The following is a 14,484-nucleotide window of genomic DNA, read 5'->3' as shown; positions in this document are numbered from 1 at the left end:
TTGCTCATGACTACCATGGAACTGTTTCCAGAAGTACAAGGCTTTCTTGCCGAACAAAAACGTTTGTTTATTGGCGGCGAGTGGGTTGCGCCTGCTGCAGGTGAATATTTTAATGTTGAGAATCCAGCGACGACACACAATATAGCCAGTGTCGCCAAAGCCACTGCTGCGGATGTGGATCTCGCGGTTCAAGCGGCTCGCCAAGCGTTAGAGGGAGATTGGCAGCATGTGTCTCCGGCTCAGCGCACCAAATTGATGTTGCGGTTAGCGGATTTAATCGAAGAAGACGCAGAAAACCTCGGGCAAATTATCTCGCTAGAAAATGGCAAGCCCTATAGCAACGCGAAAAATGGCGAAGTGGTGGTCACGGCAAACGTTATTCGTTACTTTGCTGGCTGGCCTTCGAAAATTGAAGGCAGCACCATTCCTGTGTCGCCGCGTACAGGCGAACGCATGCTCAACTACACAGTGAAAGAACCTGTGGGTGTGTGCGCACTGATTGTGCCATGGAATTTTCCTCTTTCTATGTGTGCCTGGAAATTAGGTCCAGCGTTAGCAACGGGCTGTACCTCTATTTTGAAACCAGCGGAACAGACCCCTTTGTCTGCCTTACGTTTGGCGTATCTGATCGAAAAAGCCGGCATTCCCCGTGGTGTAGTGAACGTATTAACGGGCTTTGGTGAGGGGGCTGGTGCGCCATTAGCGGCTCACCCTGGTGTGGATAAGATTGCCTTTACTGGCTCGACTGGCGTGGGGCGTCTGATTGCCCAAAGTGCGGTCAGTAATATGAAAAAAGTTTCTCTCGAGTTGGGTGGCAAATCTCCCAATATCATCTTACCTGATGCTGACATTATCAAAGCGGCAAAGGGTGCAGCCGACGGTATTTTTTATAACCAAGGCCAAGTGTGTACTGCTGCCTCTCGTCTGTATGTCCATGAAAGCGTACTCGATCAAACGCTTGAAGAATTACGCAAGCACGCGGCGGCTCATGTGGTTGGGCCAGGTTTAGACGAACGAACCACTATGGGGCCTTTGGTGTCCTCTGCACAGTTCAATGTTGTCAAAGGTTACGTGGACAGTGCCGTGTCAGAAGGGGCTGAGCTGATTTGTGGTGGTGGTAAACCAAGTGAATTAGGTGATGGCTATTTTATGTCACCAACGGTCTTTTTGGATAAACAAGAGCAAGCTCGTGTGGCGCGAGAAGAAATTTTTGGTCCTGTGGTCACGGTCATGAGCTGGTCGGATGTGGATGAATTGGTGCATCGCGCCAATGATACGCCCTTTGGTTTGGCGGCTGGTCTTTGGACCAATGATCTGACTCAGGCGCACACCATTGCCAGTCGCATTAAAGCTGGCTCTGTATGGATTAACTGCTGGAATGTGGTGGATCCTGCGTCGCCATTTGGTGGTTATAAGCAATCAGGCTGGGGACGTGAAATGGGCAAAAATGTCATTGATGCCTATACCGAAACGAAGAGCGTTTTTGTCAATTTAGGTTAATAGAAAGTAGAGGATTCGATTATGGATTTAGAGATCAAAGATAAAGTCGCCATTGTAACTGGTGGCGGTATGGGCATCGGCAAAGATGTTGCCAGATTTTTAGCGGAAGAAGGCTGTGATGTGGTGATTTGCTCGCGCACTATGTCTGTACTGGAAAAAACCGCAGCGGAAATTTCCGCAGCAACCGGCCGCCGCGTTCTACCTGTTACGTGTGACACCACGGATATGGATTCTGTCGAAAATATGGTGGCGGTGGCGGCCAAAGAATTTGGCCGTGTAGATATTTTGGTCAACGGTGCAGCAGCGCCTTCCGGTGTGGTTCGTAACTCCATTGAGTTTGCCAATGATCACGAATTGCTGGGCGATTTAGACACCAAAGTCATTGGCTATTTCCGTTGCGCCAAAGCCGTCACACCTTATATGAAGAAACAAGGCTTCGGTCGCATTATCAATATTGGTGGCTTAACTGGTCGTAGCAGTAAAGTGATGTCTGGTATGCGTAACCTTGCCATCGTTCATATGACGAAAAACTTGTCGGATCAACTGGGACCCCACGGTATCACTTGCAACATCATTCATCCTGGTGTGGTGGATACCCCTCATATTCAAGAGTTGTATGAGCGCGAAGGTAAGATCCAAAACAAAACCCCACAAGAAGTGGAACAGGGCTACATTGATGTAACGCCAATTCGCCGTACCTTAGCACCCGTTGAGATTGCCTATTTGATTGCTTTTTTAGCGTCACCCAAAGCGGCCGCCGTGACAGGCGAATCGATTGGTATTGATGGTGGACTAACTCGCGGCATTTTCCTATAGGAGGTAGTATGAGTGGCACAATTTTAGTATCAACCGTTGGCCAAGGCGTGGTGAAAAGTGCCGATAATGGTCAAACATGGCACCGTCTTGCATTAGGTCAGGACATCGAATTTGACGCAATTACCCGCTCTCTGGATGTGGATCCGACGAATCCAAGTACTTTATACATCGGTACGGACACTGGCCTGTGTGTTAGTAAAGACGCGGGTTCTAAATGGACGCGTATCGATTCCCCTTTTAATGGCGAAACCGTATGGAAAGTGGCGGTCGATCCGAAAAATCCAAAACGTATTTTTGTGGGCACTGGCGCGCCGTCTCGTGCGGTGCTATGGCGCACTAAGGACGCTGGGGAAACATGGGATCGTGCTCCTGTGGAGATTCCAGAGTTTTGTGCTGGTGTGAGTAAACCACGATTATTGGCGTTTGCCTTTGATCCTACAGACTCGAATAAAGTCTGGTTCGGTCTAGAAGAAGGTGGCTTGTTTAAGAGTGAAAATGGAGGCGATTCCTGGGAACGTATTGATGATCGTTTGCTATGGGATTTCAATTCCGATATTCATACTATTCAAGTGCTTCCCAATCAGGGTAAAAAGGTAGTGGTTGCAGTGTGTGTGAATGCTGTGTATCGCAGCTTTGACGATGGTGAAACATGGGAAGGTATTATCGCCAAAGAAGCCTTTGGTTTGTACTACGCTCGTGCGACCGCCGTACCAATGGGCACAGAAAGCACGATTTATTTAAGTGTGTCAGATGGTACGCCTGGGACGACCAGCCAAATTTATGTATCCCATGATGCTGCTGCAACATGGCAGCTGCTGCCCTTTCCCTTACAGCCTAACTCATGTGTTTGGGGGATTCATGTAAACCCTGCCAATCCGGATCAAGTGGTGGCTGGCACCAAGTACGGACATTTATTTACCAGTGAGAAAGCAGGGCTATCTTGGAAAAAAGAATGGCGTGAGTTCAGTGAAATTTCCGATGTGCTTTGGACGCCAGCAGAAGCCGTTATTAAGGCCGCTCATACCTCTGTAATCAAAAAATAGTGGTGTGAACACATAAAAATAGGTGATGAACATGAAGGTGAAAATCAATCGTACTCATATCTCTTTATTTGTATCCGATCCCAATGCTTCCGCTGATTGGTATGCGGATGTGTTATCGATGGAAAAAAACGCTCGTAATGGAGACGAGTGGGTAATGATGAGCTTTGGTGATAAACACCATGATATTGCTTTGATTAAAGCGCCAGAAGGGGCGAGCAAAGGCATCATTGGTCTTCAGCATTACGGTATGGAGATTGATGGCGACTTGACCACCTTACGCCGCCTATATGGCATGTTATTGACGAAAAAGGTTCCGATTGTCAAAACCACAGATCATGAAGTGGGTATAGGGCTGTATTTTGAAGACCCAGATGGCAATCGCTTAGAGTTTTTCCTAGAAACAGAACACGATGATGAGCTTGGTAAGTCCCGATTTAAGCATGCTCATGCACCGAGTCGTCCGATCACACTCGAACCCATTTTTGATTGATGACTTTTGATCAATGTGCTGTTTAGCAATGTACAGCTTATCAATGTACTAAGGATTCAAACCATGAAAGAAGCAAATTTTAGCTCATACCATATTCGTAAATGGTTTTACCATTACGAAGAAACACTGGCCAATGAAACCGGTAAATTGGCCGATGGCGAGCCTGTAAAAAAATACGTTATTGCGGCCGCTGTTCATAACCCTCTGGCGAATACCTATTCTGAAGATTTATCAGTGCTGGTGGAAAACTCTCCTGAATTAGGAAAAGAGTTTGGTCGCCGCATTAATGAGATTGCCGGTGATAATGAGATCGTTAGTTACGGTAAAGCGGTATTTGTCGGTGCCTTTGGCGAATACGAACACGGTAATGCCTTTTTGACCAACCCCGCGGCCGACCCTGTTCGTGTTGCCGTTGGTGGCGGGAAATCTTGGGTGCCTTCAACCGGTAAAGTGGGTGCGCCAGGTGCGACCATTGATGTGCCGTTAGCTCACAAAGACGCTCTCTATGTGCGTTCTCATTATGACTCTATTGCCGTGTCTTTTAATGATGCGCCTCGTAATGATGAGATTTTGATCATTTGGTCTTTTGCGACTCGTGGTCGCTTGCATGCACGTTTAGGTGGCTTACAAGCAAAAGATGTCAAAGGAGAAAATGGCCTCGTTTAGAGGTCATTTTTTATAGAGGCCATTTTTATAGAGGTCATAGCCATGACAATGTCGAGTCGCAGCCATTTTTTCACCAACGATGGGCTTAACCTACATTACCTCGAATGGGGCAGTGGCAAGGTGCCAGTGGTGATGCTGCATGGGTTACGAGGTTTTGCGCAAACATGGCAAGACCTGGTGGATGCAATGGGCGATGGGTTTACCTTTTTCGCTTTGGATCAAAGGGGGCGCGGTGACAGCGATTGGGGGCCAACCAAGGATTATAACGCCGACACTTATATTCAGGACTTAGCAGGGTTTGTTGATCATTTAGGATTAGAGCGTTTTGTTTTGATTGGTCATTCTCTAGGTGGTCAAAACGCGGCTGAGTTTGCGCGCCTATATCCAGAGCGTGTGATGGCGATGGTAATAGAAGATATTGGTCCAGGTTCCTCCAAGCAAGGCGAAGGGGCAGAGCGTATTCGTCGAGAAATGCGCAACACACCGTTAAGTTTCGATTCTTGGCAAGCGGCTAAAGAATTTTGGACCCACTCTCGCCCGAATTTAACCGAGCAGGCCTTACAGGCACGTTTGACCTACTCGTTCCGGGAAGTGGACGGAAAAGTGACGTGGAAGCACGATCAGCAGGGCATCGCGGAGGCACGTTTAACCATTGAGCCGATGGATCTATGGCCCGCATTTCGTGCCATTTCTTGCCCTACGTTATTGATCAAAGGCGGTGATTCGGACTTTTTACCGAGTCAAACCGTGGCAGAGATTGTAGCGTCTAATGCCTTTGTGCAGGCCATTCAAATTGATCATGCCAGTCACTATGTTCACGATGATCAACCCGAAAAATTTAATGAGGCGGTTGTCCGTTTCATGCAAACGGTTCTTACAGATTAGAGGTCTTTACTGATGAAAACACAAAAAGCAGATGTCGTAATTGTTGGCGGTGGGCCAAATGGTGTCACCTTAGCCAATTATATGGGCTTATATAATATCAATACGGTGTTGATTGAAGCCTCAGAAGAGATTCTTCCCTACCCGAGAGCAGTGGGGATGGATGATGAAGCTTTGCGTGTTTTACAAGGTGTTGGGCTGGCTGATACGGCGATTAAAGATATGATCAGTAATGTGCCCCTGCGCTACTACAACTCTCGTGGTGTGTGCTTTGCTGAAGTAAAACCCAAAGCTGCCCAGTATGGTTGGCCGATGCGTAATATGTTTATGCAGCAGCTATTGGAAGTCACCTTGCGTGATGGATTGAAGCGCTTTGACTCGGTGGATTTGCGCTTAGGTCATGCCATGACCCGTATCCAAGACGAAAACGATAAAGTGGTGTTGCACGTCACGGACCCATCAGGTGAAGAATACTGTCTGGAAGCGGGTTATGTTATCGCTGCGGATGGTGGTCGTTCAGAGGTTCGTAAACAATTAAATGTGGGCTTTACTGGTCTAACTCATCCCGCCAAATGGGTGGTGGTGGATGCGGCTAACGACACACTGGATGCGCCTTTTACTGCTTTGCATGGTGATCCTGTTAGACCCTTTGTGTGCATCTATTTACCTTACCAGTATCGCCGTTGGGAATTCATGTTGTTCCCCCATGAGAAAGAAGAAGACATTTGCCAAGAAGAGGTTATTCGCGGCCTGATTCGTCGTCACATTGGCGATAAGGTGGATAACTTAGACATTGTTCGTATCCGCGCTTATACCCATAACTCCCGTGTTGCCGATAATTTTGTAAAAGGCCGTGTCCTATTGTGTGGTGATGCTGCCCATATCACGCCTCCTTGGGCTGGTCAGGGCCTTAACTCGGGTATTCGAGATGTGGTGAACATTGGTTGGAAAGTCGCGGCAGTGGTGAAAGGCTTGGCTTCTCCCAATATTTTGCAAACCTACGATGATGAACGTCGTGGACATGCGACCGATTTGGTTGGTTTGGCCGACAATATGGGCGCGGTCTTGGGCATGACAAATCCTATTATGGCGGGCATTCGTGACTGGATATTCAAAGCAACGGATTCAGTGGACAGTTTGCGTGAGCATTTGGTCGAGTTCAAATTCAAACCCAAAGCACACATTGTTAAAGGCATCGTGTATCACGAAAGTGAGGAAGTCTACGAAGACAGTCTAGTGGGGAAACTCTTTATTCAGCCGAATATTGAAACGGCGGAAGGCAACAAAGAGAAGTTGGACACGATATTAGGGGATTGGTTTTCCATCGTCGGTTATCGCACGAATCCGACGGACTTTATGTCAGAGGAAAATAAAGCCTTCTGGAACAAGATGCAGACCCAATATGTGCAAGTCAATCCCTCGCGCAGCGGATTAAGTCATGATGAACGTTTGACGGCGTCGGGCTGTACGAGCGTTGAGGATCTAGAAAACACCTTGGCCGATTGGTTTAGTCAAGCACGAGATAAAATCGTGATCATTCGTCCAGACCGTTTTGTAGCGGCCTTAACCTCTCCAAGACGTCTCAATGAAGTGTTAGATGCCTTACGTGGTCAGCTTACAGGCAAATAATCGCGACCTGTTAACTCGAAGTAGGAGAGTCTTGTGTTAGAAGAGCAAGTTGCCAAGGTGTTGATGGAAGCGCGCCGTGAATGCACTGCTATCCCTTTGATAGACGCGCTTTCCATGGAGAATGTTGCTTTTGGTTATCAGGTGCAAAAAGCCGTGATTGACCTAAACCAACAAGCGGGAAATAAGTTAATAGGTTGGAAAGTTGCGTTTTCCAGCCAGCCAGCACTAGACCGTTTTGCCTTAAAGGAGCCGATTTATGCGCCCCTATTTGTCGACAATATTCTGTCTGGTGAGTTAACTCGAAAGCAAGTGATTGCCCCTAAAATTGAATCTGAAATGGTCTTTGTTTTGGGCAAAAGCCTCACTGGAAGTTATGTCTCGGATGATGAGATACTGGCTGCCATTGCGTGGATGGCACCCGCGATTGAGGTCGCCGATTGTCGTCTCCAAGGTTGGAAGTTTGATATTAGCCATTTTGTGTCTGACAATGCCGCAGCGGGTTTTTATCAAGTCGGTCAACTGGTTCCGTTTGATACCAATACGCTTGAAAAGTCCGGTTATTCCTGTCTGCTGGAAACCGACATCACAAGTGACGTCGGCTCTGCGGAGAATGTCTTGGGTGGGCCGCTTGTTTCTGTGGTACGCATGATACGAGGTATATTGGCTATTTTTGGCGAAGTAAAAACTGGACAGCAGTTTTTGAGTGGTTCTTTGACCAAGCCTGTTGATATGATTCCGGGACAGACCTATCGTCTCCAGTTACTTGATCAGACGGTAGCACTTCAATATAAGTAACCTATAGGTAACGATATGACGGATAAATTTGATAAAGGCCTTGCTACCCGTAAAGCGGTGTTAGGGGAAGACTACGTTAATAACTCGATCAATAATGCCACTCATTTTACACGTCCACTTCAGCAGTTGGTCACGGAATATTGCTGGGGCGATGTTTGGCAACGGGAAGGTTTAGCCAAGCGCGAGCGGAGCTTAATTAATTTGGCGATGATCTCCGCTCTGAATCGTCCCCATGAATTGGCCTTGCATGTGCGCGGCGCCGTGAATAATGGCGTCACCGTCGCAGAAATTCGTGAAATTTTATTGCAGGTAGCGATTTACTGTGGTGTGCCCGCGTCGATTGATGCTTTTCGGACGGCAGGAACCGTATTAAAAGAAATGGGATTGGATTTGGATGCACCAGATCTAGCCTAAGCCTCGTCTAATAATATGACTTTCTTCTTTATCGTTAAAACCATAAAGCAGAAAGTCATTAAAAATATAAAAAGAGAAAGACCATGCTGAAACCCAGTTACCCGTTTTATTTGGCAAATGAAGCTGTGTATGCCAACACGGATTTGTCGGTTCACAATAAGTATTCCTACGAAGTAGCGACGAAAGTGGCGATGGCCAGTACGGCCGATATTGATCAAGCCATTGCTGCCGCAGATGGGGCAAAAGACGCTATGAAAGCCATGCCTGCGTACCAACGCCAAGCCATTTTGCAGCATTGTATTGCACGCTTTAAAGAACGCTTTGAAGAGTTAGCTTATGCGCTTTGTATTGAAGCCGGTAAGCCGATTAAAGACTCTCGCGGAGAAGTAACACGATTGATCGACACCTTCCAAATTGCGGCGGAAGAAGCCACCCGTATTTATGGTGAAGTGATGCCGATGGATATTTCTGCTCGTGCAGCGGATTACCAAGGAATGTGGAAGCGCGTTCCCATTGGCCCATGCTCGTTTATTTCTCCATTTAATTTTCCCTTGAATTTGGCGGCTCATAAAATTGCACCAGCCATTGCTGCAGGTTGTCCTTTTGTGCTCAAACCAGCCAGTTTAACGCCCGTTAGTGCCTTGATTGTCGGCGAGATCTTGGCAGAAACCGACTTGCCAAAAGGGGCCTTTTCGATTCTTCCCTGTCATCGTGAAGGGGCGGATTTATTTACCACGGACGAACGTTTAAAACTGCTGAGTTTTACTGGTTCGCCCGATGTGGGTTGGGCGTTGAAAGCGAAAGCGGGCAAAAAGCCCGTTGTGCTGGAATTAGGGGGCAATGCGGCTTGTATTGTCGATGAAGGTACAGACCTTGATGATGCGGTGCAACGTATTGTATTTGGTGCTTATTATCAATCGGGTCAAAGTTGTATCAGTGTACAGCGTATTATCGTGCATGAGTCTCTTTATGACGATCTAAAACAACGCTTAACCTCTGCTGTTAAAGCGTTGGTATCGGGTGATCCATTGGATGAAAAGACCTTTATTGGTCCGATGATTAGCGAAAAAGAAGCGCAGCGTTTACATACTTGGATCGAAGAAGCCGTTGCTGGTGGAGCGAACGTTCTGGCCGGCGGTCAGCGCACTGGAGCAATGTTGGATGCGACCTTGATGGAAAACGTTGATCCTGCTATGTCGGTGTCTTGCCAAGAAGTGTTTGGTCCCGTGGCGATATTGTCGTCGTTCCGTGATTTTGACGTGGCATTAGCTGAGGTAAACAATTCCGTGTTTGGTTTGCAAGCCGGTATCTTTACCAAAGACATCTATAAAGCCTATAAAGCGTGGGATGTACTTGATGTGGGTGGTGTCGTGATTGGCGATGTGCCTTCATGGCGAGTGGATCATATGCCCTATGGTGGTGTAAAGGACAGTGGTTTGGGTCGTGAAGGGATTCGCTTTGCGATAGAAGACATGACGGAAATGAAGCTGATGGTTTTACGCACTCCCAAGTAATGTACATGACGAAATAAGAAGCAAAAGACAAGGCGCTAAGGGCGCCTTTTCTTTTGCACTTTTTTTAGGTGCATAGGCTCAAGCACAGTGGATATAGAACATTGGTCTTTTGGGATCAGCTAGAAGAGCAGGAAGGGGAAACAATGACCTGAAGGGAAAGCAGACCATTGTTTCCATTGCGCTTGCAGATAGGGTGTTATGCCGGCTTAAAACGGCATGATGGCGATGACTTGAGAATACACATTGGTATTATCATTGCCTTGAACGCTGCTGCTGGATTTTGGTTTGTAGAAACCAACTACAGGCGAAATGATCAGATGATCGTTGACTGCCCATTGCATCCATAGATCGACCTCTTTTGCATTGTTCGTTCCCGTATCATTTTTGGTTTTCGTAAAGTCAAAATACAAGGCACCGACACTGACTTTGTCTGTTGGGGTTGCTGAGAGTTGAATGGATTGAATATCGGAATCGATAGAGGCTCCTGATGGGCCAGCATAGTTAGCGGCTACCTCTCCCTGGAACCAGGTGCCATAACCACGGCTGAATCCATAGAAAAGAGGGTCATAGCCTTCTCCGTATCGAGTAAAGCGATAGTGAAGGCTTGGAGACCAGGCAATTTGATCAAAGGTCCAGCCAACTTCGGCATACCATGCTTTCGCGTTTTTGGAGTTATCCCCTTGTATTTGTTTGACGTATTGTGCCGATAAGAATAATGGCTTTATGCCAGCGTCTCCTTGATAGCGTACGCTCATGGTTTTTTGCCCATCGCGTTTGTTTAAGCCAAAGAAGTTTGCTTCTTTTTGATTAACACTTAACCCTCTATTGAATAAAAAGCCGACCACGCCATATTTATTGTGGTTTTCGATATTGATCCCCGCCATCTCTGTGCTGGCCTGTGCTGCATTGTTTGATTGGAGCCAGTAAATATCAGAGCGCCAGCCTTTATCGCCACCTAAGCGCAGGATCGCGGTATTATGAAAGGATTTTCGCGCCGCAAGCCAGTAGGCGCCTCCACGGTTAGGGTGTACTCCAGCAGCTTGACCATCTAGGCCTTTGCCCATGTTTAGAGCATCATTATTGATGATGAAGCCATTACCGACGACAAATCCTTGTCTACCTGTTGAGAATTCAATATTTTTTGTACGATAGCCGATGAATAAATCTTCGATATTGGTTTTACGTTCACTGCCAGTTGTCAGGCCAGCAGCATCGCCATCTCCCCAGGTACCACTGGAGATAGCATTAATGGTACTGAAAAACGTACCGTTGGCGGCTTTTTGATCACCAGAAAGCCCAAATTTGATAAAACCCTCTTGCCAAGAGGGAGACTTATGAGGGTTACCATATGTCTCTTGACTATGAAATACCCCTACATCGGCTTCGCCATTGAAAGATAAATGCTGGTTGTCTTTATCTATCAGGGTATAGGCATGGCTTAGTAATGGCGCTCCTAGCAGAGCGGTACAGATGCCTAACTTACTTATCTTAAAAAGTGGTCTCATGTTTTTGCTCTCATTTTTTGGTTTTTTCAGAAACATGTAATGCACGGATAAGAACATAGTAAAAAATGACCATCAATTCAATTTATTATCACATTATGATAATAAAAAATTCAAAATGTGCCATTTTTTGTTATTTTTTCTTTTAAATATCAATTTTTTGGCGTGGGTAAAACTTATGAACTCGTTATAGATTTGTTCTAAGTTGGTCGATTAACTAATGGAGGTCGCTCTATGGCAGAGGGTGGCGGATATGGCTTACGTTGCGTTTCCATATTTCGGTACACAGGTATTTAGCTACTAGCGCCAAAGCGAAGAGAACCTGGCTTGAAATGAGAGCGAGCAACATACCTTCAGGAAATGGGAGAAAAGCTCGATAGGCAATACATAAAAAGCCAATACACATGACGTATAGGCAGCGCTGAAGTTGACTCAATCTTGATGTGAAGAGATCCGTTGTCATGAAGATTAGCCCAAAGATAAAGCCTCCCATGAGCATATACGATAGGTAACTATGAAGAGGTAGGCCGATCTCCTGATGGAAGAGCGTATAGCTAATAGCACTGGCGGCTAAACCAATGAGGATGGGGAGCATTTTTATTAGCCTGAAAGAGCGTAGCAGTAGACAAGAAAGACATAGTCCTAGCTTAGAGGTTTCACCAATGCTGCCTTGCCACTGTCCTAAAAAGAGTTGGGTGAGTGATAAGGACGAATGGGGTATAAGATCAAAGTGGTGACTCAGGGAGAGTTTCAATAATGGAGTCGCAGAGGAGATAGCGTCAATATCTGGATGGTATTGGCTGTAATGAATCATTGGCAAGTGGATGATGAATAGAACGAGCCTTGAAGCAATGGCACCATTTAAATAAAACACATAATGTTGATGTTTAATCTTCGCGGTAGAAATAAGATTGCCAATCAAAAAACAGGCAAAAACATCCAAGTAGGCGACATGATAAGGCACTATGCAGAGAAAAATAATGCCACTAAAAAGGATGTCTTGAGAGGATTTTATGGACAGTTTGTTCGTGATTTTTTCAATGCCAAAGTGATAGATCAGATAAAACAGTCCGCCAGCTAGGGCGATAGCGGCGCATTTACCAACAAGAGAGATGAGCAAATGATCATCTTGGCCCGTTGGCTGGTAAGTGAGCATTTGATTGATGGTGCCTAAAACCATCACAGGTGTAACCGCAATGATAAATTTTGTTATGATTTTCATAAGGGAAAGAAAGCGCAACAGGTGTTGCGCTATGTATGGCCTGTTATGCTTGTGGGTATTTGAATTTAAAGGTTAACTCAAACGGTTTGAACCAGGCAGGTACTCCGGTTGCTTTATCGATATGACGTAAAAATCCTTTCTCATCCGGTGCTGTATATTTCAAATGAACCACATAGGTTCCTTTGCCTGCTAATTTCACCGAGTGGGCATAATGAGGGCCATCTGCTGCGGTCATTGGAAGCATTTGGCCAAACTTCATAAAGTGGGTGTCACCAACTTTCGTGACTACGTAATCCACACTTACATAAGGAATCCATGCACCGTTCGGAAAGCCCCATTTATTGTCTTGAGTGGCATGCACATCTGATTCTAGGTGGACAACATCTTTACCCATCACCATGGATGTTGGGGAGGGCTGTGTCTTGATGTTCAATAAATAAGACGAAGCAATCTCCATCCCATCTTTATGAACTGGGCCTCCGACAGGGTATTCACGTGCACTGGCGTATTGGCTGATGAGGGCCGCACCACAGCAAATAGCCGTTAAAGACAAGGCTTTTTTAATATTATTACTCGTGACTTGCATGTTGTTTTTCCTTAGTTGCGTAATAGGTGTGTTTAAGCCGATATGTTGTGAAAGAAATCACCAATAAAACGGCACACCAAGTTACTAGTTGAATCCCCATAGGGGTTGCCGTATAGCCAATAACGGAATGGGCGAGTACACCAGCCCAACTGTTACTGGATAATAAAAATGAGCTGTTCCAAACTTGCGAACCCCACTGTGGGAGGAAGCCAATATTGGCAAGAATGCCAACCGCTTGGCTGGACAAGCCCGCAGCGATGATGGATAAAATAAGGTTGCTAGATGAGAAAATATGGCGCAGAGGGATCATAACGATGCCTCGGTATAAAGTATAAGTCACTAGGATGCCCAATAAGACACCGGACAGGCCGCCAATGAGCATACTATTCTCCGTTAAACTGGAAGATAAGAAGAGGCTATACAGGAATAAAACCACTTCTGACCCTTCTCGTAACACGGCGATGGCGATAACAATGGTGATGGCGAAGCCGCCTTTACCATCAAGTAATAGGCTTTTGACATGCTGTCGGTTTTTTTCTGCCATCTCTCTGCCTTTGACCGACATCCAAACCGTTTGCCAAGCCAACATCATTGTCGCGGTCAATAAAATAACGGCGGTAAAGATCTCTTGCCCATAACCAGACAGGGATGATTCGACTAAACTGGTGAATTTCGCCAGCATAATGGCACCGATCAGACCAAGAACGATGCCGCTTATCACTTGAGCGCGAATGGCTAGCCCTTTGCAAGCCGCGCTGACGATCGAAATAATCAACCCTGCTTCTAGCACTTCTCTAAAGACGATCAATAAAACAGCAATCATAGTGAAGAATCCTTATGGCTTTTTGGCGATTAGCGTGCCTGTCACATGGTCGCTATAGTCATTGAAGAAGGTATATTTCCCCGCTTCTAATGGGCCAGTAAAAACTGAAATTTGGCCATTTGGCACAGCGATCTTTTCGAACTTCATGTCATAGCTTTCTAACTCTGCGACCTGTTGTGTTTTATTAACGAGCTTTATTTGAATGCGTTTATTAGCTGGGACGGTAAGTTGTTTAGGGGAAAAGCCTGCTGGGGTCAGTGTTAGCTGAAGTACCAAACGTTCCGCATAAGCGGGGAGACAAGCACTCGAAAACAGTATGGCTAAAAGCAAATTACGTAATGGCATGGGCAGTTTCTCTTTAGACGGCAGTAAAAGAACAAAGATGTAAAAAATATTGATAATTGTTATCATTATTATATTTTTGTTTTATTCTTATCCTGTCGAAGCCCTACGTCAATTTGTCAAAGATAGCTTCCTGCTTTTATCGGTAATATTTACGTTAGCTATCCATAGTTCAAAAAATATGCAGATAGTTGCTAAAAGAATCTGCCGTCAAGGCATTTGTTCGAATATGAGGAAAAATAAATGAGAGGATAGGCAGA

At 45.9% G+C, this 14,484-nt stretch carries 15 protein-coding genes; 10 read left to right on the top strand and 5 right to left on the bottom strand.

Annotated elements, in window-relative coordinates:
• Window positions 1–6: 6 nt before the first annotated feature.
• From AC0VYI_RS22610 to AC0VYI_RS22565, 10 genes are all read left to right on the top strand, one after another.
• On the top strand, window positions 7–1,500 hold the full coding sequence (locus AC0VYI_RS22610) for an aldehyde dehydrogenase family protein (protein ID WP_475445747.1): 1,494 nt from the start codon (window positions 7–9) through the stop codon (window positions 1,498–1,500).
• Window positions 1,501–1,521: 21 nt separating this feature from the next.
• On the top strand, window positions 1,522–2,316 hold the full coding sequence (locus tag AC0VYI_RS22605; RefSeq protein ID WP_199476349.1) for an SDR family NAD(P)-dependent oxidoreductase: 795 nt from the start codon (window positions 1,522–1,524) through the stop codon (window positions 2,314–2,316).
• A gap of 8 nt (window positions 2,317–2,324) precedes the next feature.
• Entirely contained in the window at window positions 2,325–3,359 is a 1,035-nt protein-coding gene (locus AC0VYI_RS22600) for a WD40/YVTN/BNR-like repeat-containing protein (RefSeq protein ID WP_199476350.1), read from the top strand.
• A 31-nt stretch (window positions 3,360–3,390) separates the two neighbouring features.
• Complete coding sequence (locus tag AC0VYI_RS22595; protein ID WP_199476351.1) at window positions 3,391–3,849, top strand: VOC family protein; 459 nt, start codon at window positions 3,391–3,393, stop codon at window positions 3,847–3,849.
• Window positions 3,850–3,912: 63 nt separating this feature from the next.
• Window positions 3,913–4,515: an amino acid synthesis family protein gene (locus AC0VYI_RS22590; protein WP_475445744.1), complete on the top strand. Its 603-nt coding sequence runs from the start codon at window positions 3,913–3,915 to the stop codon at window positions 4,513–4,515.
• A 42-nt stretch (window positions 4,516–4,557) separates the two neighbouring features.
• The gene (locus tag AC0VYI_RS22585; protein ID WP_199476353.1) at window positions 4,558–5,400 is read left to right on the top strand and encodes an alpha/beta fold hydrolase; all 843 of its coding nucleotides are present in this window, start codon (window positions 4,558–4,560) and stop codon (window positions 5,398–5,400) included.
• 12 nt (window positions 5,401–5,412) lie between these two features.
• Complete coding sequence (locus AC0VYI_RS22580; RefSeq protein WP_475445742.1) at window positions 5,413–7,026, top strand: bifunctional 3-(3-hydroxy-phenyl)propionate/3-hydroxycinnamic acid hydroxylase; 1,614 nt, start codon at window positions 5,413–5,415, stop codon at window positions 7,024–7,026.
• Between the two features lie 33 nt (window positions 7,027–7,059).
• A complete protein-coding gene (locus AC0VYI_RS22575) occupies window positions 7,060–7,821 on the top strand; it encodes a 2-keto-4-pentenoate hydratase (protein WP_475445740.1) in 762 nt (253 codons plus the stop codon).
• 15 nt (window positions 7,822–7,836) lie between these two features.
• Window positions 7,837–8,235 carry a carboxymuconolactone decarboxylase family protein gene (locus AC0VYI_RS22570; protein WP_475429824.1) on the top strand — a complete coding sequence of 133 codons (399 nt, stop codon included), beginning with the start codon at window positions 7,837–7,839 and terminating at the stop codon, window positions 8,233–8,235.
• 83 nt (window positions 8,236–8,318) lie between these two features.
• The gene (locus AC0VYI_RS22565) at window positions 8,319–9,749 is read left to right on the top strand and encodes an aldehyde dehydrogenase family protein (protein ID WP_475445738.1); all 1,431 of its coding nucleotides are present in this window, start codon (window positions 8,319–8,321) and stop codon (window positions 9,747–9,749) included.
• A 206-nt stretch (window positions 9,750–9,955) separates the two neighbouring features.
• Here the strand turns inward: AC0VYI_RS22565 and AC0VYI_RS22560 are convergent, their stop codons facing one another.
• From AC0VYI_RS22560 to AC0VYI_RS22540, 5 genes are all read right to left on the bottom strand, one after another.
• Complete coding sequence (locus tag AC0VYI_RS22560; RefSeq protein ID WP_475445736.1) at window positions 9,956–11,254, bottom strand: alginate export family protein; 1,299 nt, start codon at window positions 11,252–11,254, stop codon at window positions 9,956–9,958.
• 229 nt (window positions 11,255–11,483) lie between these two features.
• Entirely contained in the window at window positions 11,484–12,473 is a 990-nt protein-coding gene (locus AC0VYI_RS22555) for an RnfABCDGE type electron transport complex subunit D (RefSeq protein ID WP_475445734.1), read from the bottom strand.
• A 43-nt stretch (window positions 12,474–12,516) separates the two neighbouring features.
• Complete coding sequence (locus AC0VYI_RS22550) at window positions 12,517–13,059, bottom strand: iron transporter (RefSeq protein WP_199476360.1); 543 nt, start codon at window positions 13,057–13,059, stop codon at window positions 12,517–12,519.
• Window positions 13,043–13,882, bottom strand: coding sequence for an FTR1 family iron permease (locus tag AC0VYI_RS22545; RefSeq protein WP_199476361.1), 840 nt, complete (start codon window positions 13,880–13,882; stop codon window positions 13,043–13,045). The genes AC0VYI_RS22550 and AC0VYI_RS22545 overlap by 17 nt, the downstream gene beginning before the upstream one ends.
• A gap of 12 nt (window positions 13,883–13,894) precedes the next feature.
• Window positions 13,895–14,227: a cupredoxin domain-containing protein gene (locus AC0VYI_RS22540; protein ID WP_199476362.1), complete on the bottom strand. Its 333-nt coding sequence runs from the start codon at window positions 14,225–14,227 to the stop codon at window positions 13,895–13,897.
• Window positions 14,228–14,484 lie beyond the last annotated feature (257 nt).

This window comes from Marinomonas sp. 63XJN7_9_ISO-PGPR-S23-217 (assembly GCF_056173515.1).
This window is presented reverse-complemented; position numbering and strand designations above follow the sequence as displayed.

Coding starts and splice junctions, on each gene's coding strand:
- AC0VYI_RS22610 (WP_475445747.1), top strand. CDS start 7: ATGACTACCATGGAACTGTTTCCAGAAGTACAAGGCTTTCTTGCCGAA.
- AC0VYI_RS22550 (WP_199476360.1), bottom strand. CDS start 13,059: ATGCAAGTCACGAGTAATAATATTAAAAAAGCCTTGTCTTTAACGGCT.
- AC0VYI_RS22555 (WP_475445734.1), bottom strand. CDS start 12,473: ATGAAAATCATAACAAAATTTATCATTGCGGTTACACCTGTGATGGTT.
- AC0VYI_RS22605 (WP_199476349.1), top strand. CDS start 1,522: ATGGATTTAGAGATCAAAGATAAAGTCGCCATTGTAACTGGTGGCGGT.
- AC0VYI_RS22560 (WP_475445736.1), bottom strand. CDS start 11,254: ATGAGACCACTTTTTAAGATAAGTAAGTTAGGCATCTGTACCGCTCTG.
- AC0VYI_RS22565 (WP_475445738.1), top strand. CDS start 8,319: ATGCTGAAACCCAGTTACCCGTTTTATTTGGCAAATGAAGCTGTGTAT.
- AC0VYI_RS22570 (WP_475429824.1), top strand. CDS start 7,837: ATGACGGATAAATTTGATAAAGGCCTTGCTACCCGTAAAGCGGTGTTA.
- AC0VYI_RS22590 (WP_475445744.1), top strand. CDS start 3,913: ATGAAAGAAGCAAATTTTAGCTCATACCATATTCGTAAATGGTTTTAC.
- AC0VYI_RS22580 (WP_475445742.1), top strand. CDS start 5,413: ATGAAAACACAAAAAGCAGATGTCGTAATTGTTGGCGGTGGGCCAAAT.
- AC0VYI_RS22585 (WP_199476353.1), top strand. CDS start 4,558: ATGACAATGTCGAGTCGCAGCCATTTTTTCACCAACGATGGGCTTAAC.
- AC0VYI_RS22545 (WP_199476361.1), bottom strand. CDS start 13,882: ATGATTGCTGTTTTATTGATCGTCTTTAGAGAAGTGCTAGAAGCAGGG.
- AC0VYI_RS22595 (WP_199476351.1), top strand. CDS start 3,391: ATGAAGGTGAAAATCAATCGTACTCATATCTCTTTATTTGTATCCGAT.
- AC0VYI_RS22600 (WP_199476350.1), top strand. CDS start 2,325: ATGAGTGGCACAATTTTAGTATCAACCGTTGGCCAAGGCGTGGTGAAA.
- AC0VYI_RS22540 (WP_199476362.1), bottom strand. CDS start 14,227: ATGCCATTACGTAATTTGCTTTTAGCCATACTGTTTTCGAGTGCTTGT.